The organism is Niallia circulans (assembly GCF_003726095.1).
In the GTDB taxonomy this organism is placed as follows: Bacteria; Bacillota; Bacilli; order Bacillales; family Cytobacillaceae; genus Niallia; species Niallia circulans_A.
Genome location: NZ_CP026031.1, coordinates 3979426 through 4000964 on the forward strand (window position 1 = coordinate 3979426; position 21539 = coordinate 4000964).

General features: G+C 35.7%; 20 protein-coding genes. All 20 read left to right on the forward strand.

Annotation, left to right across the window (positions count from 1 at the left end; all coding sequences use genetic code 11):
• Positions 1–100 precede the first annotated feature (100 nt).
• The 20 genes from rnmV (at position 101) to yabN (ending at position 21521) form a co-directional block, all read left to right on the forward strand.
• Positions 101–661 carry a ribonuclease M5 gene (rnmV, locus tag C2I06_RS19010; RefSeq protein ID WP_095333978.1) on the forward strand — a complete coding sequence of 187 codons (561 nt, stop codon included), beginning with the start codon at positions 101–103 and terminating at the stop codon, positions 659–661.
• Entirely contained in the window at positions 654–1535 is an 882-nt protein-coding gene (gene rsmA / locus C2I06_RS19015; RefSeq protein ID WP_095333977.1) for a 16S rRNA (adenine(1518)-N(6)/adenine(1519)-N(6))-dimethyltransferase RsmA, read from the forward strand. Before rnmV ends, rsmA begins: the two co-directional genes overlap by 8 nt.
• A 254-nt stretch (positions 1536–1789) precedes the next feature.
• Positions 1790–2674 (forward strand): sporulation peptidase YabG, encoded by an 885-nt coding sequence (gene yabG / locus C2I06_RS19020; protein WP_123258663.1) that lies wholly within the window; start codon positions 1790–1792, stop codon positions 2672–2674.
• 314 nt (positions 2675–2988) lie between these two features.
• A complete protein-coding gene (gene veg / locus C2I06_RS19025; RefSeq protein WP_016204729.1) occupies positions 2989–3252 on the forward strand; it encodes a biofilm formation stimulator Veg in 264 nt (87 codons plus the stop codon).
• 198 nt (positions 3253–3450) lie between these two features.
• Entirely contained in the window at positions 3451–3633 is a 183-nt protein-coding gene (locus C2I06_RS19030; protein WP_016204730.1) for a small, acid-soluble spore protein, alpha/beta type, read from the forward strand.
• Positions 3634–4051: 418 nt separating this feature from the next.
• Entirely contained in the window at positions 4052–4921 is an 870-nt protein-coding gene (ispE, locus tag C2I06_RS19035) for a 4-(cytidine 5'-diphospho)-2-C-methyl-D-erythritol kinase (RefSeq protein ID WP_095334005.1), read from the forward strand.
• A 55-nt stretch (positions 4922–4976) separates the two neighbouring features.
• Entirely contained in the window at positions 4977–5798 is an 822-nt protein-coding gene (purR, locus tag C2I06_RS19040; protein ID WP_095333973.1) for a pur operon repressor, read from the forward strand.
• A gap of 20 nt (positions 5799–5818) precedes the next feature.
• Positions 5819–6193: a RidA family protein gene (locus tag C2I06_RS19045; RefSeq protein WP_095333972.1), complete on the forward strand. Its 375-nt coding sequence runs from the start codon at positions 5819–5821 to the stop codon at positions 6191–6193.
• A 185-nt stretch (positions 6194–6378) separates the two neighbouring features.
• Positions 6379–6669, forward strand: a complete 291-nt coding sequence (gene spoVG / locus C2I06_RS19050) for a septation regulator SpoVG (protein ID WP_026574035.1) — start codon at positions 6379–6381, stop codon at positions 6667–6669.
• Positions 6670–6970: 301 nt separating this feature from the next.
• Positions 6971–8329, forward strand: coding sequence for a bifunctional UDP-N-acetylglucosamine diphosphorylase/glucosamine-1-phosphate N-acetyltransferase GlmU (gene glmU / locus C2I06_RS19055; protein ID WP_095333970.1), 1359 nt, complete (start codon positions 6971–6973; stop codon positions 8327–8329).
• Between the two features lie 85 nt (positions 8330–8414).
• Complete coding sequence (locus tag C2I06_RS19060) at positions 8415–9371, forward strand: ribose-phosphate diphosphokinase (RefSeq protein WP_047944366.1); 957 nt, start codon at positions 8415–8417, stop codon at positions 9369–9371.
• Positions 9372–9540: 169 nt separating this feature from the next.
• Positions 9541–10182: a 50S ribosomal protein L25/general stress protein Ctc gene (locus C2I06_RS19065; RefSeq protein WP_095333968.1), complete on the forward strand. Its 642-nt coding sequence runs from the start codon at positions 9541–9543 to the stop codon at positions 10180–10182.
• A gap of 153 nt (positions 10183–10335) precedes the next feature.
• A complete protein-coding gene (gene pth / locus C2I06_RS19070; RefSeq protein ID WP_095333966.1) occupies positions 10336–10899 on the forward strand; it encodes an aminoacyl-tRNA hydrolase in 564 nt (187 codons plus the stop codon).
• A gap of 89 nt (positions 10900–10988) precedes the next feature.
• A complete protein-coding gene (locus C2I06_RS19075; RefSeq protein ID WP_123258664.1) occupies positions 10989–11219 on the forward strand; it encodes an anti-sigma-F factor Fin in 231 nt (76 codons plus the stop codon).
• 426 nt (positions 11220–11645) lie between these two features.
• The gene (gene mfd / locus C2I06_RS19080; protein WP_123258665.1) at positions 11646–15185 is read left to right on the forward strand and encodes a transcription-repair coupling factor; all 3540 of its coding nucleotides are present in this window, start codon (positions 11646–11648) and stop codon (positions 15183–15185) included.
• Between the two features lie 616 nt (positions 15186–15801).
• The gene (spoVT, locus tag C2I06_RS19085) at positions 15802–16338 is read left to right on the forward strand and encodes a stage V sporulation protein T (RefSeq protein ID WP_047944373.1); all 537 of its coding nucleotides are present in this window, start codon (positions 15802–15804) and stop codon (positions 16336–16338) included.
• 167 nt (positions 16339–16505) lie between these two features.
• Positions 16506–16889, forward strand: coding sequence for a GntR family transcriptional regulator (locus C2I06_RS19090; RefSeq protein WP_328588027.1), 384 nt, complete (start codon positions 16506–16508; stop codon positions 16887–16889).
• A gap of 3 nt (positions 16890–16892) precedes the next feature.
• Positions 16893–17993, forward strand: coding sequence for a DUF1648 domain-containing protein (locus tag C2I06_RS19095; RefSeq protein ID WP_235850358.1), 1101 nt, complete (start codon positions 16893–16895; stop codon positions 17991–17993).
• A gap of 458 nt (positions 17994–18451) precedes the next feature.
• Positions 18452–20062, forward strand: coding sequence for a putative polysaccharide biosynthesis protein (locus C2I06_RS19100; RefSeq protein WP_123258666.1), 1611 nt, complete (start codon positions 18452–18454; stop codon positions 20060–20062).
• A 1-nt stretch (position 20063) separates the two neighbouring features.
• On the forward strand, positions 20064–21521 hold the full coding sequence (yabN, locus tag C2I06_RS19105) for a bifunctional methyltransferase/pyrophosphohydrolase YabN (RefSeq protein WP_123258667.1): 1458 nt from the start codon (positions 20064–20066) through the stop codon (positions 21519–21521).
• Positions 21522–21539 lie beyond the last annotated feature (18 nt).

Genomic DNA, 21539 nt, shown 5'->3' on the forward strand with positions numbered 1-21539 from the left:
AATAATTAAAACATTTCTTTCTCTCTGTATATATAGACGATTCATGTTACAATTATGTTTCATTTTTTTTTCAAATTTTAAATATTTTTTTGGAGGTTCCATGAAGATTAAAGAAATAATAGTAGTGGAAGGTCGAGATGATACTACCGCTATTAAGCGAGCGGTAGATGCAGATACAATTGAAACAAACGGTTCAGCTATTAATCAAGAGACATTGGATAAAATAAAGCTAGCCCAAAAAACAAGAGGAGTTATTGTTTTGACAGATCCAGACTATCCAGGTCAAAAAATTCGTCATACAATTGAAATGCATGTTCCTGAATGCAAGCATGCCTTTATTCCGAAGGAGCTTGCTATCCATAAGCATGGTAAAGGTGTTGGGGTGGAACATGCATCAGTAGAAGTAATTAGAGAAGCATTAAAAGAAGCACATCTGATGCAAGAAACAATAAAGGAAGAAATTACAAAGGAAGATTTAATTGATGCGGGCTTAATTGGCGGTGCTGATTCTAAGGAGCGAAGAGAACAGTTAGGTAAGCTGCTTAAAATTGGGTATACAAATGGAAAACAGCTCTATAAACGATTATTGATGTTTCATATTACAAAGGCAGAGTTTGCACAAGCGATTAAGGAAATACGCCAGGAGGATAAGCATGTATAAAGATATAGCAACACCCGCAAGGACAAGAGCAATACTAGATAAATATGGTTTTTCCTTTAAGAAAAGCTTAGGACAGAACTTTTTAATTGATACAAACATTTTGAGAAATATTGTGGATCATGCGCAGTTAACAGAAGATTCAGGTGCAATTGAGGTTGGCCCTGGAATTGGCGCATTAACAGAACAATTAGCAAAGCGGAGCAAAAAGGTTGTAGCGTATGAGATTGATCAACGTCTATTACCGATTTTAAAAGAGACACTTGAACCATATCCTCACGCAAAAATTATCCACCAGGATATTTTAAAGGCAAATGTTAAGGAAATGTTAGACACAGAGTTTAAAGATATCAAGGATATTATGCTTGTTGCTAATTTACCTTATTATGTTACAACGCCGATTATTATGAAGATACTAGAAGAAAAGTTACCTTTAAGAGGCATTGTGGTAATGCTACAAAAAGAAGTGGCAGAACGAATTTCAGCGAAGCCAGGAACGAAGGAATATGGTTCTCTTTCAATTGCCATTCAGTATTATACAAAACCAGAAGTGGTTATGATTGTACCAAAAACTGTTTTTGTCCCTCAACCAAATGTGGATTCAGCTGTTATTCGTCTTACGATTAGAGAAACACCGTCTGTTGTAGTGAAAAATGAAGCATTTTTCTTTCAAATAACAAGAGCCAGCTTTGCACAAAGAAGAAAAACGATTCTCAATAACTTATCGAGCCAATTAGAGGGTGGAAAAGAAAAGAAGGCAGAAATCATAGAAGCGCTGGAACAAGCGGAAATTGAGCCTTCTAGACGCGGAGAATCATTATCTATTGAAGAGTTCGCGAAGCTCAGTGACATACTTTATGAAACGTTTGGAAAATAATGATGATAAATAGGTGTACAGATTAATTGCTTTTCCTAAAAAATATCAAGGAAGAGGAAGCTTTCTGTGCACCTTTTTATATGATGTTTTATTTGGTAAAGGTTGTTGTTAGAAAGGGGAGCAGCCGATGTTCTCATTCTTCTTTTTCGAATTGCTCACAACTTTATAGACGTATGCATAATTTATCAGAGATAGATATTGAATAATAATATCCACTCAGGAGAAACAAGTTTGGGTTAATTGGAGTGACAAGAGTGACTATAAATATCATGGATATCGTCGGTAGAGAGTCTTATCAATGTGATTTATTGTTTCGAATAATTGACACGAAAGAGGTAAATGGCCAAAAAATTGCCATTCTTTATGGAGAAGATTTTCGCTTGATTGCAGATGCTCCATATGAGGATTTAGTATTAATTAATCAACCGATGCAACGAAAAATTTCCCAAAAGGTTCAGTTAATGGAGGAACAATCTCTCCAATTATTTCGACAAGATGTGAATCTTTTGCGAAGAAAGCAGGAGTATCAAGTAACAGAAGCTTATAGCAAGCCTTCTAACTATTTTCAATTACCGGGTAAAGTACTCCATATTGATGGAGATCCCAACTATTTGAAAAAGTGTCTCACTTTATACGAAAAAATTGGGATACCCGTCAATGGAGTGCACTGCAATGAAAAAGAGATGCCAAGTAAAATAGGCAGTCTTTTGGATTACTATCGCCCTGATATACTGGTTATAACAGGTCATGATGCTTATTCTAAAGCACTAGGAGACAAAAGTGATATTAATGCATACCGACACTCTAAATACTTTGTACAGACCGTCAGAGAGGCGAGAAAGAAGCTTCCTAATCTGGATCAGTTAGTTATTTTTGCTGGTGCTTGTCAATCCCACTTTGAATCCCTTATTTATGCAGGAGCTAATTTTGCAAGTTCCCCCTCAAGAGTAAATATTCATGCCCTTGATCCAGTTTATATCGTTGCCAAGATAAGCTTTACACCTTTTATGGAAAGGGTAAACGTTTGGGATGTTTTAAGGAATACATTAACGGGTGAAAAGGGACTAGGTGGAATTGAAACAAAGGGAGTACTGCGAACAGGCATGCCATATCATGTAGATTCGGCGGAAGAGGTGTAACAAAGACAGAAGCATTTAAATATTACACACAGGATAAGGTATGCTTTTACCCTTTAATAAATGGTGGGCTATCTGGATTCTGTGTGTTTTTAGCTAGAAGATGCTTTATTTCCTTTGAAAGATATAAGTAGTTGAAAAAAATTGAAATTTTCTACATATTTATGCTCACTTTGTGCAAACTATCTTTGTTGAAAAATTGGAGAAAAATAAGAATAAAAAATATTGACAACTTCTAAAAAAGACTGTTATAATTTATGTTTTTATTTGACTCTGTTGTGTCAGTATGATATACTTTACACAGTGAGGTGGACCGAATGGCAAAAACATTATCAGATATAAAAAAAGCTCTTGATTCAAATTTAGGAAAAAGACTTATGCTGAAGGCAAATGGCGGTCGTCGGAAGACAATTGAACGTTCAGGAGTATTAGCAGAGACTTATCCATCTGTGTTTGTAGTGGAGTTAGATCAGGATGAAAATGCATTTGAACGTGTATCATACAGCTATGCAGATGTTTTAACAGAAACGGTTCAAATTACCTTCTTCGAGGATACATCAGGACAAATTGCTTTAAGCTAACTATTATTGCTTGAAAGCATTAAGCGGCAGTGAACAATTTGTTTGCTGCTTTTTTCATGGAGAAAAATAATGATTTGCAAATAAAGATGATTGCAGATGTATAAATAAGCATATGTTTTGGCAACAAATAGATAACATGAAAAACTAGTGATGGATACATACTAAGCTTACCGTGGGTGATGAAAGGAGAGATTCACTTTGGGTAGACGAAAAGGAATTATGTCTGAAGGATTGAAGGAAGAATTAGCAAAAGAGCTTGGTTTCTATGATGTAGTCCAGAAAGAGGGCTGGGGCGGTATTCGTGCAAGAGACGCAGGGAATATGGTCAAAAGGGCAATAGAAATAGCAGAGCAAAGTCTTCTTACTCAAAATAAAGAGTAATGTGTAACTTCGAAATTCACTTTACGTCCATCTTATTTGTACGATAATCAAATTGGATTTACCCACGGCAATTTATAGAATCTATCATTAGCGTATATCTATATTATCGATTAAATAGTATAGATATAAGGAGTTAATGATAGATTCTTTTTTTATTCAAGGATGATGGGGAGTAAGAGCTCACCTCAATTGTTGATAAATTATAGGAAAACACAATCTCAATTGTATGTAAGAGAATAATTTGTGGTAAAATCACTATATCTATATAGAAGATTAGATGAGCATAAAGCTTGTTAGGCACGGAATAAGGGTAAGATAAAGTTCGTCTAGCCTACTATTATTATCTCCTTTAAGGAAAATCCTCTTTCGTTAGTTGGAGAAAAAAGTAAATGATGAAATTGTTAAGTGGGTGGAAATATTGAAGCTTTTGGTGAAAGCGCCAGCTAAAATCAATTTGTCATTAGATGTGCTTCATAAGAGACCAGATGGGTATCATGAAGTAGAAATGATTATGACGACAATTGATTTAGCAGATAGAATTGAGCTAGCATTGTTAGATAACGATGTAATAAAAATAGTTTCTCTTAATAGGTTTGTTCCTGATGACCAAAGAAATCTTGCTTATCAGGCAGCAAGTATATTAAAGGAAAAGTTTGATGTGAAAAAAGGCGTAGAAATTAAAATTGAGAAACATATTCCTGTTGCAGCAGGTCTTGCTGGAGGAAGCAGCGATGCAGCGGCAGTATTACGCGGTTTAAATAAGTTATGGGATTTAGGATTAACATTAGATGAATTAGCTGTCATTGGAGCTGAAATTGGGTCTGATGTGTCTTTTTGCGTCTATGGGGGCACTGCCCTTGCAACTGGAAGAGGGGAAATCATTAAGGAGTTGCCTGCGCCACCAGTGTGCTGGGTTATTTTAGCAAAACCATTTATTGGTGTATCAACAGCTGATATTTATAAAAGACTAGATATTGAGACAATTGAGCATCCCAATACGGAGAAAATGATTGAGTCCATTTCAGCGAAAGATTATGATCTTATGTGTAATAGCGTTGGGAATGTGTTAGAGAATGTTACTCTATCCTTATACCCAGAGGTTGCTCAAATTAAAGAACAAATTTGCAAATTTGGTGCAGATGCTGTTCTTATGAGCGGAAGTGGACCCACTGTTTTTGGATTGATTCAACATGATTCAAGGATGAATCGGGTTTACAATGGTTTGAGAGGATTTTGTGATCAAGTATTTGCGGTTCGAATGATTGGGCAACGACATACTCTTGATTAAATCCGTATAATAATGTAAAATTGTCTTTAAATATTCGGATTTTGGGGGTTCAGTTATGAAATTTCGTCGTAGTGAGCGTTTAATAGACATGACGAATTACTTGCTGGAGCATCCTAGGCAGTTAGTATCTCTTTCTTACTTTGCAGAAAAGTACGGTGCAGCCAAGTCTTCAATCAGTGAAGATTTGGCTATTGTTAAAGAAACATTTGAGCAAAGAGGAATAGGGACTTTACATACATTGCCAGGAGCAGCCGGTGGAGTAAAGTATCAAGTAAAAGTCAGTGATGAAGCAGCGAAACCATTTGTTGAGGAGCTTTGTGATTTGATAAAAAGTCCAGAAAGGCTTTTGCCCGGCGGATATCTATATATGAATGATATTCTGGGAAATACGACTATCATGCAAAAAGTGGGAAGGCTGTTTGCCTCTGCTTTTGCTGATACGGATATTGATGTGGTCATGACAGTTGCTACTAAAGGGATTCCTTTGGCATATGCAGTTGGAACTTATTTAAATGTTCCGGTAGTTATGGTTAGAAGAGACAGTAAAGTAACAGAAGGCTCCACGGTGAGTATTAATTATGTTTCTGGTTCTACAAAAAGAATCCAAACGATGCTGCTTTCTAAAAGAAGTTTAGAAGATGGCTCAAAAGTATTGATTGTGGATGACTTTATGAAAGCTGGCGGTACCATCAATGGTATGATTAGTCTATTAGAGGAATTCAATGCAAGCGTTGCAGGAATCGCAGTATTAGTAGAAGCAGAGGAAGCAGAGGAAAGACTAGTGGATGATTATTTATCACTAGTAAAATTATCCGGTGTTGATGTAAAAGAAAAGAAAATTTCTGTGGAAAATGGTAATTATTTCGACAAAAAGTAACTCTTAGGGGGAAAAGACAAATGAAAGTTGTTCAAACAAGTAACGCACCAGCAGCTATCGGACCGTATTCTCAAGGGATTATTGTGAATAATTTATTTTTCAGTTCTGGTCAAATTCCTTTAACTGCAGAAGGTACCTTAGTAGAGGGAGACGTGCAGACACAGACACATCAAGTATTCAAAAATTTAGCAGCCGTCCTTAAAGAGGCAGGAGCATCCTTTGAAACGGTTGTGAAGGCAACGGTGTTTATTAAAAATATGGAAGACTTTCAAGCAATCAATGAAGTATATGGAGAATATTTCTCTACACATAAGCCCGCTCGTTCATGTGTAGAAGTAGCTAGACTTCCTAAGGATGTATTAGTTGAAATCGAAGTTATCGCACTTTGTAAATAAGTTACTTCATAAAGGAAGATAGTCGGAGATTAAGTGGAAAAACAGAAGATTTTATCACTTTTAGGCACTTTTTCTTTATTTTATTCCTAAATATTCTAAAAAATTTCACCTTTAAAGAAGGAGTTATGAGAATTCTGTTGAATTTAATAACTAGATTTTATCTTCTAGTAAAGGTGGTGAACAGGATGGAAGTAACTGATGTAAGGCTACGCCGAGTTAACACGGATGGACGTATGAGAGCTATTGCCTCTATTACACTAGATAATGAATTTGTTGTTCACGATATTAGGGTAATTGACGGAAATAATGGACTATTTGTAGCGATGCCAAGTAAACGAACTCCAGATGGTGAGTTTAGAGATATCGCTCATCCAATTAACTCTGGTACAAGAGGAAAAATCCAGGAAGCAGTTTTGGCAGAATACCACCGCCTGGGTGAATTAGAAATTGAATTTGAAGAAGCTGGTGCTTCCTAAAATAATCTGCAGCTAGAGCCTACTTCCTAAGAGTAAGGCTCTTTTTTTATTCCTATTTCTCTCCTATTTACCCCTTGATTTTCCAATGAAAACAATTAGTTCTTCTAGTATCATAAAAGAGATAAGTTTTTTTTATTTTTCATGGTTGTTGGAAGTAGTTCTCCGTATAAAAAAGGAAAATGTTACAATTAATAAACAGCTTTTATAAAGAAGCGTACATAAAATGTGAATCCTTCCTTGAAATCAAGAGTTATTTAAGATATATTTTTTAGTGGATAAAAAGGTTATTGGAGGCCTGTGAATGACAACTCGTTACGCAGTGATTTTAGCCGCAGGACAGGGTACTAGAATGAAGTCAAAACTTTATAAAGTACTTCATCCTGTTTGTGGGAAACCGATGGTACAGCACGTTGTAGATCAAGTGGAAAAGCTACAAATGGATTCAATCGTAACAGTAATTGGCCACGGTTCAGAAAAAGTAAAAGCACAGCTTGGCAATAGTGTTAAATACGTAAATCAAAAAGAACAGCTTGGAACGGCACATGCAGTAATACAAGCAAAAGATCTTCTTGTAGACAAAGAAGGAGTGACACTTGTTATATGTGGGGATACGCCTCTCATGACAAGTGAAACGATAGAAGCGCTCTTTTTACACCATGAGAAAGTAGGAGCGAAGGCAACCATTTTAACGGCAAAGGCAAGTAAGCCAGATGGGTACGGCAGAATCATTCGTAATTCAATGGGCGTAGTAGAGAAAATCGTAGAACACAAGGATGCAACGGATGAAGAAAGAAAAATAACAGAAATTAACACAGGTACCTATGTATTTGATAATGCTCTATTATTTCAGGCTTTAGATAATGTTTCCAATGAAAATGTTCAAGGAGAGTATTATCTGCCAGACGTTATCGAGATTTTAAAACAGCAGGGAGAAACTGTAAGTGCATTCCAAACCACAGATTTCAATGAAACAATTGGTGTGAATGATCGGATTGCTTTATCTGAAGCAGAATCAATCATGAGAAAGCGAATCAATGAACAGCATATGCGCAATGGCGTAACAATTATTGATCCGACCAATACTTATATTGGAGCAGACGTAATGATTAAAGAGGATACAGTTATATATCCTGGAAGTATGATTAAAGGAAATACTGTAATAGGTTCAGATTGTATTATTGGGCCAAATACAGAAATAAATAATTGTTCAGTGGGAAATAATACGGCTATTAAACAATCTGTTGCTCACGATAGCAGCATTGGGTCTGATGTGAATATTGGACCGTTTGCCCATATTCGTCCAGCCTCTATGATTGATGATGAAGTGAAAATTGGAAACTTTGTTGAAATCAAGAAAGCGACATTTGGAAAAGGCAGTAAGGCATCACATTTAAGTTATATTGGAGATGCGAATGTTGGTAGTGATGTCAATATTGGCTGTGGTACCATTACAGTTAATTATGATGGAAAAAAGAAGTTTTTGACGACGATAGAAGATGGCGCATTTATTGGATGCAATTCCAATTTGATTGCACCTGTCACAGTTGGTAAGGGTGCTTATGTTGCAGCAGGCTCCACCATTACAGATAACGTTCCTTCTGAGGCACTTTCAATTGCCCGTGCACGTCAAGTTAATAAAGAGAATTATAAACGTAAATAAATAGGTTAAAAGGAAGAATAATTCGTTTAATAGATATGTTTCATTCTTCGTACTATAAGTGGAAAAAGACCAGTGGAGGTTCAGCATGCCAGTTAAGAATTTAGATCCAAATTTGAAGGTATTCAGTTTAAACTCTAATCCTGCCTTAGCGCAGGAAATTGCCGATTCAATTGGAGTAGAATTAGGGAAATGTTCAGTAACACGTTTTAGCGATGGTGAAATTCAAATTAATATTGAGGAAAGTATCCGTGGTTGTGACGTATATGTTATTCAGTCAACAAGTGCACCCGTTAACGAACATATTATGGAGTTATTAATTATGATTGATGCATTGAAGCGTGCCTCAGCTAAGACGATTAACCTAGTAATTCCTTATTATGGGTATGCTAGACAAGATAGAAAAGCAAGAGCACGAGAACCAATTACAGCGAAATTAGTTGCCAATTTATTAGAGACAGCTGGAGCAACTCGTGTTATTACATTAGACTTGCATGCACCACAAATTCAAGGTTTCTTTGATATTCCGATTGATCACTTAATGGGTGTGCCAATCCTTGGTAATTACTTCAGTCAACGAGAATTTGATGGAGAGCTTGTTATTGTTTCTCCAGATCATGGTGGGGTTACAAGAGCAAGAAAACTTGCAGAACGATTAAAGGCGCCAATTGCTATTATTGATAAAAGACGTCCAAAGCCAAATGTTGCGGAAGTAATGAATATTGTTGGTAATATTGAAGGGAAAATTGCTATCCTTATTGATGATATTATTGATACAGCAGGTACCATTACACTTGGTGCCAATGCTCTAGCAGAAAATGGAGCAAAAGAGGTTTATGCTTGCTGTACACATCCTGTTTTGTCAGGACCTGCAATGGAGAGAATTAACAATTCTAAAATCAAAGAATTAGTTGTAACAAACTCAATTGAATTGGGTGAAAAGAAACTTTCAGCTAATGTTATTCAATTATCAGTTGCTGATCTATTAGGTGAAGCAATTTTACGTGTTCATCAAGATCAATCAGTAAGTTTCTTATTTGATTGATAAAACCCTTTATATCATTCTAATTAGTCGCTTGTCTAAAAGGCAGGCGGCTATTAGTATTGTGCCTTTCTTTTAAACAGATAGTAAATTCTTTATGTTTAAATATCTTCCATTTAGGGCATTTTTTATATAAGAGTGTTCATTTGATAAAATAATGGAAGGTGAAATCATGACAACTACTTTACAGGCAAAAAAACGTACGATGGACAAACATTCAAGCTTAACAAAATTAAGAAATAATGGAGAAATTCCAGGTATCGTTTATGGATCAAAAGTAGAAAATACGGCTATTTCCTTGAGTGAGGCTAATTTCTTGAAAACGATTCGTGAAGTTGGGAGAAATGGCGTTATTTCACTAGATATTGATGGGGAAAATTATAATGTCGTTTTAAATGAGTATGATGCTGATCCAATTAAGCGAGGCATTATACATGTGGACTTTTTAGCGGTAGACTTATCGAAGGCTATCAGCGCACCAGTAAAAGTATCTTTAGTGGGGGATGCTGCTGGAGTAAAGGATGGTGGCGTTATGCAGCAGGCTTTACACGAAGTAACAGTTACAGCAAAGCCTAATGATATACCATCTAGTATTGACATTGATGTAACAGAGCTTCAGGTAGGAGATACGATTACTATCGAAGATGTGAAGGGTTATGATAAAATAGAAATTAACCATGAAAAAGAGGAAGTAATAGCATCAATTCTTGCACCGAGACAGGAAGAAGAGATTAGTACAGGAGAACAACAAGAAGAAGGTATGCCGGATAATGTAGAAGGCAGAGAAACAGAGCCGGAAACAGCTGAAGAATAATCCGATTTATCAAAATGTATTCTCCCTGTACGTTTTTAGAAAGGGATTTCTAGAAAAGCAAAAGCAAGAAAAAGGTTTGACCGATTAGCATTCTAATGGCCAAACCTTTTTCTTGTATGATATAAGTATAGAATGAAAAGCAGGGGGATTCATATGAAATTAATTGTAGGCCTTGGTAACCCAGGGAAGCAATATGATAGAACAAGACATAATATTGGATTTGAAGTAATTGATTTTTTATCAAGTCATTATAATATTCCATTAGATAAGGCAAAATTCAAAGGGAATTATGGAATTGGAGTTATTGGCGGTGAAAAAGTGATTTTATTAAAGCCGCTTACATATATGAATCTTTCTGGGGAGTCTATTCGCCCCATTATGGATTACTATGATCTAGTGCCAGAAGATTTAGTCGTTATTTATGATGATCTAGATCTGCCAGTCGGAAGAATCCGACTTCGACAAAAAGGGAGCTCTGGCGGACATAATGGGATTAAGTCAACTATTCTTCATGTTGGTACAGAAAAATTCAATCGTATAAGAGTTGGAATTGATCGTCCTAAAAACGGAATGAAAGTAGTTGATTATGTCCTTGGGAAATTTACGAAAGAAGAAATGGATATATTAGAGGGAACCATTAAAAAATGTGCAGATGCGTGTGCGCAATGGGCAGAAGAACCCTTTTTGCAAGTAATGAATAAATATAATATCCAGTAAGATAGAGAATCATCCGCTTATTTTGGTTATATTTACATCCGAATAGGTGAATACTAGCAATATTAATGTGCTAGTAAGGAGGCCTAGGGATGGCTATACATTATCATTGCAGACATTGTGGTGTGCATATGGGAACACTTGATGCAGAATCCATTGCAGCAAATCGCTTAGGATTTGATCATTTATCAGATGAAGATCGATCAGAAATGATTCAATATCATCAAACAGGTAATATTGAGGTAAAGTCTATTTGTGAAGATTGCCAAGAGTCATTGTCAAAAAACCCTGGCTACTATGAAAATGATTATTTGATTCATTAGAGGAGATTTGGCTGTTTTTTAATTCGGGAAAAGCTTTGGAATAATCCAAAGCATTTTTCCGTTGTCTATATATTTGTTTTCTTGCGGTTAGCAGGAATATAGGCAAGATATCTCGTATATAACAACATTAAGGAGTATTTTCTTTAACCTTTTTTTAAATGATGCCATGATAAGCACGGTTCCATTCTGCTTAAGGGGGCATGAACTGAAGGATTAATAGTAACTATGTCATTAATCACGAAATAAATAGATTGCAATCATAATTATTTCTTGTAAGATAAGAACAAATTATCAGAAATGGATGCACGTTGAAAATAAAAAGAGCTAGCGAGCAGGCAGTCATATACTTTACTAAAAAAATAAGATAAAACTAGCTCAACACCACTTTTATGGTGTCTTTTGCTTTCGAATGGGAGGGAAAATTTTTTGTTAGGGCTAAAACAATTATTTAAACAGCAAGAAGATATACAAAATGTCATTTCAGGACTAGAAGCTGGGTTACATGAACAATTGGTTTCAGGACTTTCCAATTCAGCACGTACTCTATATATGACTTCAATTTATGAAAAAACAAAAAAGCCATTACTAATTGTGACTCATAATTTATTACAGGCGCAAAAACTATACGATGATATTACCAATATTGTGGATGAAAAGGATGTTTTTCTCTATCCTGCAAATGAGTTAATTGCAGCTGAAATTAGTATTGCAAGTCCAGAATTAAAGGCTCAGCGTATAGAGGTATTGAATTATTGGGCGAAAAAAAAGTCGGGAATCATGATTGCGCCAGTAGCAGGTCTGAGAAAGCTACTTCCTCCAAAAAAGTTATGGAAGGAAGCTCAGCTAAAACTTGAGATTGGGCAAGATCTTGATTTAGAAGCCTTTTTATTAAAGCTTGTTCATATGGGATATGTACGCTCGGAGATGGTTTCATCGCCGGGAGAATTTAGTGTGCGCGGTGGAATTTTAGATATTTATCCATTAACAGAGGAAGATCCGCTCCGGATTGAATTATTTGATACAGAAATTGATTCGATTAGAGCCTTTTCACTTGAAGATCAACGTTCGAAGGAAAAAAAGGAAAACGTTAGCATTGGACCAGCGACAGAAATTCTTTATGATGAGAATGCAGTCGGCGACTTGCTGGCTATGTTGGAAAAAGGCTTAGCCCAAAGCTTAAAGAAAATAAAAGATGAAGCGACAAAGACGTTACTGACCCAAAATATTAGTAGGGAAATGGAACAGCTAAGAAATGGGCAAAAGCCAGAACAATTATATAAATACTTATCCATTCTTTATGGAGAGCATATCAGTTTAATAGATTATTTACCGAATAACGGTTTTTTAATTGTCGATGAAATTAGTAGAGTGCAAGAAATGAATGACACGCTTGAGAAAGAGGAAGCTGATTGGTATACAAGCTTGTTAGGTGAGGGAGAAATTATTCATGGGTTAACCTTATCGCAGAGTATCAATCATCTTTTACATCAGGCAAAACAGCCCATTGTCTACTTATCTTTATTTTTACGCCATGTGCCAAATACTAATCCGCAAAATATCATAAATGTTTCTTGTAAACAAATGCAGAATTTCCACGGGCAAATGAATGTTTTGAAGACAGAAATGGAAAGGTGGAAAAAAAATCATTACACCGTTGTTCTGCTTGGTAATAGTGAGGAACGCTTAGAAAAGTTAGAGCAAGTTCTTCAAGATTATGATATGGAAGTAATGATTCAAAAAAATGCTAAGAAGATTTCTGAAGGGAAAATTCAATTATTAGAAGGACATCTTCAGTCAGGCTTCGAGCTTCCTATCCTAAAATTAGCGGTAATAACAGAAGAAGAACTATTTAAGACAAAGACTAAAAAGATATCCAAAAGAAGACAAAAGCTGACAAATGCAGAGCGTATTAAGAGCTACTCTGAGTTAAATGTTGGTGACTATGTAGTCCATGTTAACCATGGTATTGGTAAATATCTTGGGATTGAAACACTTCAAATTAATGGTGTCCACAAGGATTACCTACATTTGCGATATCAAGGAAATGATAAGTTATACGTTCCTGTTGAGCAGATTGATTTGGTCCAAAAATATGTTGGATCAGAGAGCAAAGAACCAAAGATATACAAATTGGGCGGTAACGATTGGAAGAAAGTAAAGAAAAAGGTAGAGTCTTCTGTTCAGGATATAGCGGATGATCTTATTAAGCTATATGCAGAAAGAGAGGCTTCTGTTGGTTATGCCTTCTCTCCGGATGGAGAAATGCAGCGAGAATTTGAAAGTGGATTTGCCTACCAGGAAACAGAGGATCAATTACGGTCTATTCATGAGATTAAAAAAGACATGGAAAGAGAAAGACCGATGGATCGCCTTCTTTGTGGAGATGTTGGTTATGGGAAAACAGAGGTTGCAATCAGAGCGGCTTTTAAAGCGATAGCGGATGGAAAGCAAGTAGCCTTCTTGGTTCCAACAACTATTTTAGCGCAACAGCATTATGAAACATTGAGAGAGCGTTTTCAGGATTATCCAATTGAAATTGGCTTACTCAGCAGATTTAGAACGAGAAAACAGCAAAATGACACGCTAAAAGGTCTTAAAGCGGGAACAATTGATATTGTCGTAGGAACGCATCGGATTTTATCAAAGGATATCTCTTATCGAGATTTAGGTTTATTGATTATCGATGAGGAACAACGCTTTGGTGTAACGCATAAAGAGAAAATAAAACAATTAAAAACCAACATTGATGTATTGACGCTAACGGCTACACCAATTCCAAGAACACTCCATATGTCTATGCTAGGTGTACGTGACTTATCAGTTATCGAGACCCCTCCTGAAAATAGATTCCCTATTCAAACCTATGTAATGGAGTATAACGGTGGGCTTGTAAGAGAAGCGATTGAAAGAGAACTTGCTAGAAATGGCCAAATTTATTTTCTGTATAACCGGGTAGAAGACATTGAGAGAAAGGCTGAGGAAATTTCAATGTTGGTGCCTGACGCTAGAGTTACTTATGCTCATGGGAAAATGACAGAAAATGAATTGGAATCAGTAATGCTTGGGTTTTTAGAAGGGGAATATGATGTTTTAGTAAGTACGACGATTATTGAAACAGGAGTAGATATACCAAATGTAAATACACTAATTGTCCAGGATGCAGATCGCATGGGGTTGTCGCAATTATACCAATTACGAGGAAGGGTTGGACGTTCGAATCGAGTAGCTTATGCATATTTTACGTATAAGAAGGATAAAGTTCTAACAGAAGTTGCGGAAAAGAGATTGCAGGCAATTAAAGAGTTTACGGAATTAGGATCTGGCTTTAAAATTGCTATGCGTGATTTGACTATTCGTGGTGCTGGAAATCTTCTCGGTGCCCAACAACATGGATTTATTGATTCAGTTGGGTTTGATTTATACTCTCAAATGCTAAAAGAAGCCATTGAAGAGAGAAAAGGAACAATTAGTGATGAACAAAGGCAGACGATTGAAATTGACCTAGATATAGATGCCTATATTCCTGATTTTTACATTAATGATGGACAGCAAAAAATTGAAATGTATAAACGCTTTAGAGGTGTTACTTCCTTAGAGGATATGGAAGAGCTAAGAGAAGAATTAATTGATCGTTTTGGAGACTATCCAGAAGAAGTTTCGTATCTTTTCAAAATCACAGAAATGAAGATTTATGGAAAGCAAGCAGGAGTAGAATTGATCAAGCAGACGAAGGATGAAGTTCTTATTTTATTATCGGAACATGGAAGCGATCGAATGGATGGCCAAAAAATATTTGAGAAAAGTTCTAAGTATGGTCGAATGATTGGTCTTGGTATGGAAGGAAGAAAATTAAAAATGATCTTCCATGTAAAAGGTGTCGAAAAAGAAAAGTGGCTGAAAGCTTGCCATGAAATGGTAGAAGCATTAAATACATTTAAAAAAGAACCAGAACAAGTAACTAAATAATGGGGACGAACTTCCTTACAGTCTTGTAATAGGAGCGTAAGTATCCCCAAACAAGAGAAACCCGAGTAATTATACGGATGCTAATAAAATTTCGTATAATCATTTGGGTTTTTCGTTTTCAAAAATCTAAAGTCCTCTAATTCGGATAAGTGTTCTCTATTGGCTTATATAAATACTATAAACCAGTCATTATTTAAATCGTTATATAGAGTGCTTATCTTTCCCCACTAGCTAACTTGTTTGTGCCGCCCGTCCTTCCTGTTCCTATTTTATAAAGAAAATTGCGTTAATAGGATGTTTAATATAGGGGGACAAGGGTATAAACAATATAGATAACAATAGTAGATTTTCCTTTGAATGACATCTAAGTAAATACAGGAATAAATAAATGATTTATCCCAATATGGGAGTCAAGATTGATAATATGGTAAATCTTTTTCCTTCGTGAAATATTCAAAAAGGAAAATAAAGCTACCTAGAGAAAATTTTGCATGATTAATGTATAGAACTTACCATATGAAAGATACTATGTTTAAATATGGTGAACATTTCATGTATAGTGAGAATGCTTTCGCCAATTTTAAAAAATCATCTGATGAAAGTGAGGCAACACGGAATGAAAGCAACTGGAATTGTGCGTCGAATCGATGATTTGGGTCGTGTCGTTATCCCAAAAGAAATCAGAAGAACATTACGAATTCGCGAAGGGGACCCATTAGAGATTTTTGTTGATCGAGATGGAGAAGTTATTTTAAAGAAATATTCACCTATAAGTGAATTAAGCGATTTTGCTAAGGAATATGCAGAGGCTCTCTATGATAGTTTAGGAAATGCTGTGCTAATTTGTGATAGAGATTCCTACATCGCTGTTTCGGGTGGATCGAAAAAGGACTATTTAAATAAGAACATTAGTAGTGTAGTGGAAAAGGCCATGGAGGATAGAGGGTCCATTCTGATGAATCAACAAGATCAAGTATCCTTAGTTGATGGTACTACTGAAACGATTTCTGCCTATACTATTGGTCCTATTATTGCAAATGGTGATCCAATTGGGGCGGTTGTCATTTTCGCAAAAGAGGACTCACTTGGTGATGTAGAGAAAAAGGCAGTAGAAACCGCAGCAGGATTTTTAGCTCGCCAAATGGAATCATAAGGTTTACCTAACAATTTTACTAAAGCATAAATTTTAAAGTCGGCAAACTCGAAAAAGAGTTGTCGACTTTTTTCATTTACGAATAGAATAGACTCTATGATGAAAATTGTTCTATTAAACGTAGAACAAATCTGTTATAATAAGAATATAACAGTATGAGGTGATTAATGATGTATATACAAATAAATCCTGAATTGGAAATGCCCATCTATGAACAACTTACCATGCAAATCATGATAGGGATAATTAGGCAAGAATTACAGAATGGTGATGTGTTACCATCTGTTCGTTCACTGGCCGCTGATTTAGGTGTCAATATGCATACTGTGAATAAAAGTTATCATGCTCTCGAAAAAAAGGGGCTCATTCAAATTATTCCTAAATCTGGTGCAATCATTCGAACAAACAATGGGATTCCAACCCAAGAAGAGCAGGGCAGAATTTCAAATAGCCTAAAACCAATGATTGTGGAAGCTTTAGTAATAGGAATGAAGGAAAAAGAAATAACGGGGTTAATACAATCCATTATCCATAAATTAAAGGAGGAATAAAATATGGAGACCATTATTTTTATTAGTATGATCATCATAACTGTTTTTTTTGAAGCTGCTATGCCTTTTCTAGTACGAAAAACAGTTGTATTTGGGGTAACCATTCCCAACAAACAAGTAAATAATCCGCAAATTTCAACCTATAAAAGACGATATTCTCTCTTGGTTATCATTCCTTCTCTTATTGGAATTATTGCTTATTATATTTGGCAAGCTGCGAATAATATTCAAGCAGATCAAGTAGCGATTGGTGGAACCGTTTTGCTGTTTGCTATTTTGTTTTGGAGTTTAAGTCTCTACTTTTATTTTCACGGAAAAATGATGGCACTAAAAGCAGAGAACAAGTGGGAGGCGGAGCTAAAAGAAATAAATATAACAGAAATTGGAGTTAGACAAAAGGATGAGATGCTCCCGTGGTATGTTTTTCTTATTCCAATAATTATTACGGTAGGATTTTTGATCTTTACGGCAACACAGTATCATTTATTACCAGCGGAAATTCCTGTACACTGGGGATTGTCTGGAAAAGCTGATCGATTTACGAAGAAGACGCCTATATCTGGTGTGTCCATGCTACTGATTTTACTGGTTATGCAGATTATGTTCTTAAGCATAAACAGCGCCACTAAAAAATCAGGGATTAAAATAAGTGCCAATAATAAACATGCATCTAAGCTTAGACAGCTAAAGTATCGCAAATATACAAGCTGGTTTTTCCTTCTTACGTCTATTGCTATAACAGTTCTTATTATATTGTTACAATTAACTATTTTATACGATAATATCTTCAGTGATCACTTAGTCTTTCTTATTCCAATTATTATTACCTTATCTATATTAATTGGGGCAATTTTATTTACGATTAAATTAGAAAGATTAAATCGCGGAGCAGAGGGGGAAGAACAGGACACCAAAGAAATCTCATCTTTTGATGGGGATAGCTATTGGAAGGGTGGTTTAATTTATTTTAATAAAAGCGATCCTTCTATTTTTGTAGAGAAGCGTTTTGGTGTTGGTTGGACATTGAACTTTGCGAATCCAATTGGGTATGTCATTGTTTTTGTTCCATTGCTAATTATTATCTTACTAAGCATTATAGAATAAAGGAATTGTTTTTAGGCTGCTGGTACAAAACAAAATATATAATGGATAAAGAAAAAATTAGACACATTATTTTAACCTATGGTCTGAGTTCAATATTCTATTGGACACAGACCATTTAGTTTTTAAGCAAACTAACATTACTAGGAAAAACGGAGCAGGCTGAATACACGTAGACTCCTATGGGAGGCTTGGCGCTCGCCCCAGGGAAAGTAAAGTGTATTCAGGCTGCGGGTGATCACCACAAACCTTCTTTCTTGAAATTAATTAACCCCCGAACAATTATACGTACACACAAAAAATTTCGTGTAATTGTTCGGAGTTAAAGTTAATTGAAATACTTATATCCCACCGTCTTCTTTTTGTGTTAATATATGGAAAAAGTATTATGTACAAGGATACATCTTCCATCTAACTATGCTATAATACTAGCGAAAGTAATTATGGAAGGAGCTAGACATGTGAAGACTTCGCAATCAAATGTCTGGTTTAAAGGCGCTTTTATTCTTATGATAGCTGCCTTAATAACTAAAGTACTAAGTGCTGTATATCGAATACCGTTTCAAAATATTGTCGGTGATAAAGGCTTTTATATCTATCAGCAGGTTTATCCTTTCTATGGGGTAATCATTGCTTTATCTACATATGGTTTTCCAGTTGTACTATCAAAATTGTATATGGAAATGAAAGTAGAGGGGAATCAATCGGGTATAAATAGACTTGTGAGTTCCTCTTTTTTCTTATTTGTTCCCATTGGAATGATAGCTTTTCTGGCTTTGTTTTTTAATGCAGGGAGACTAGCTTCATGGATGGGGGATCCTTATTTGGCATCCTTATTGAAGGTTATTTCTTTTGCGTTTCTGTTTTCCCCTTTGATCGCTATTTTGAGAGGGATTTTCCAAGGGGAGGGAAATATGATTCCGACTGCAGTTTCACAGGTGGGCGAACAATTAATCAGAGTAGGGATTATTCTGTTTGTCGCTGTGTTTTTTTCTTATCAAAATTACTCCTTATATGCCATTGGGTCAGGTGCTATGTTTGGCTCTGTTGTCGGAGGCTTACTCTCCTTGTTCGTCTTAATCTATTTTTATAGAAAATCCGCCCTTTCTTTTTCTCTGTTTCGCTTTTCGCTTCTTTTTGAAAAGGAGAATCGTATTCTTTGTAAAAGAATACTATATGAGGGCATAACTATTTCTATTAGTAGTATGCTTTTAGTGTTATTGCAATTAGCGGATTCATTGAATTTATATTCCTTATTAATGGAAGATGGCATGGCTGATGAAAAGGCCAAAGTGATGAAGGGAATTTATGATAGAGGGCAGCCGCTCATACAAATTGGAAGTATCATTTCTACTTCGATGGCTTTAAGTATTGTCCCTCTTATTACAAAGAATCGCCAAAAAACAAGTAAGAAAGATCTTATGAGAAATATTCATTTTTCTCTTATAGTTAGTTTTTTTATTGGACTTGGAGCAACAGTAGGACTAATTGGTATCATTCGAGAGACAAACAGCATGCTGTTTAAGAATGATGCCGGTTCAGAGGTTCTTACTGTTCTGTTTTTTGTAATATTTCTTAATGCTATTATTGCAACAATAATGGCCATCCTGCAAGGATTAGGGCATTCTTTCTATCCAGCTGTTTTGATTGTATTAGGCTTTATAGGGAAGTATGTTCTTAACATCATACTCATTTCTTCTTTTGGGATATATGGAGCAGCCTATGCATCACTTATTGTATTATCTATCATTCTAATTTTAATGGCAGTAAAATTAAAAAAAATAGTCAAAGAGCCGCTTGTTAGTATAAGGCACGTATTGATTATAAGTGGTGCGAGTTTAGTTATGTTACTTGTGCTTAGAGGGTATATACCACTTTCTTCTTTACTGCTTGAAGGGATAGAGCATAGCCGGATAAAAAGCGCTATTCAAGCAGTATCTGGAGTAGTAATAGGTGGAATAATATATGTGGTTATAGTGGTACGAGGAAATGTTTTTAAAGAAAAGGAATTATCTTTATTACCGTTAGGAAGTAAACTAAAATGGTTTTTACCGAAAAAAGGAAGGAAATAAAATGAGTCAAATAAAAATTATTGGATTAGGGGCAGGAGATATAAACCAGCTGCCGTTGGGCGTTTATCGCAGCTTAGTCGATGAGAATAAGACTATATATGTACGAACGAAGGATCATCCTGTTCTCTCTATGCTTGAGCAAGAAGGAATAACCTTTTATTCCTTTGATTCTATTTATGAAAAACATAATCAATTTGATGCTGTATATGAAGAGATTGTTGAATTTCTATTAGAGAAAGCAAAAGAAACGGATATTGTCTATGCTGTTCCAGGTCACCCGCTTGTTGCAGAAAAAACGGTACAAATCTTAATAGAAAAAGATAAAGAAGGAATGGCCTCTATCGAAATTGCTGGTGGTCAAAGCTTCTTAGACAGTATTTTCCAGGCGTTGCGAATCGATCCAATCGAAGGATTCCAGCTGCTAGATGGAACTGCTCTTAATCGAGCAAGTATTCAGCTTAGAAATCATTTGATTATTGGCCAGGTATATGATACTTTTTCTGCATCGGAAGTGAAGTTAACCTTGATGGATATTCTCCCGCATGATTATCCAATTAAAGTTGTTACTGCAGCTGGAAGTAGTCTAGAAAAGATAAAAGAAATAGAGCTGCATGAGTTAGATAGAGAGGTAGACTTAAATAATTTAACAAGCATATATGTACCACCTGTTCAAGAAGAAAAGATCTTATATAAAGACTTTTCTCAGCTGAGACAGATAATAGCGGAGCTTCGTGGACCAAATGGCTGCCCATGGGATAAAAAACAAACTCATGAAAGCTTACGAAAATATTTATTGGAAGAAAGCTATGAATTAATTGAAGCCATTAATGAAGGAGATATTGACCACATTATTGAAGAGCTTGGAGACGTGTTATTGCAAGTGATGCTTCATAGTCAAATTGGAGAAGACGAGGGATATTTTTCAATTGATGATGTAGTGGAAGGGATTTCCGATAAAATGATTCGTAGACATCCACATGTATTTGGAGAAGAACAAGCAGATTCTGTTGATGATGTGATGAAGCACTGGCAAAACGCGAAAAAACGAGAAGTGAAAACGGACAGGGAGTCTGTTTTAGAAGGATTAAATAGTGCGTTACCTAATTTGATGCAAGCTTACGAACTGCAAAAAAGAGCGGAAAAAGTAGGGTTTGATTGGCCGAATGCAGAAGGAGCTTGGGAAAAGGTAAAAGAGGAAATTCTGGAGTTTCAAGAGGAATTAAAAGAGATTAATAATAATGTACAAATAGAAAGTGAATTTGGCGATATTTTGTTTTCGCTTGTAAATATTGCTAGGTTTTATAAAGTAGATCCAGAATTAGCCATCTTCCGGACAAACAAAAAGTTTATTGAGCGCTTTTCTTATATAGAAGAAAGGGTAAAAGAGTCTGAGAAGGAATGGAGCCAAATGAGTTTAGAAGAATTAGACGGCTTTTGGAATGAAGCAAAGAAAAAATAACAACGTGAAGGAGCTATT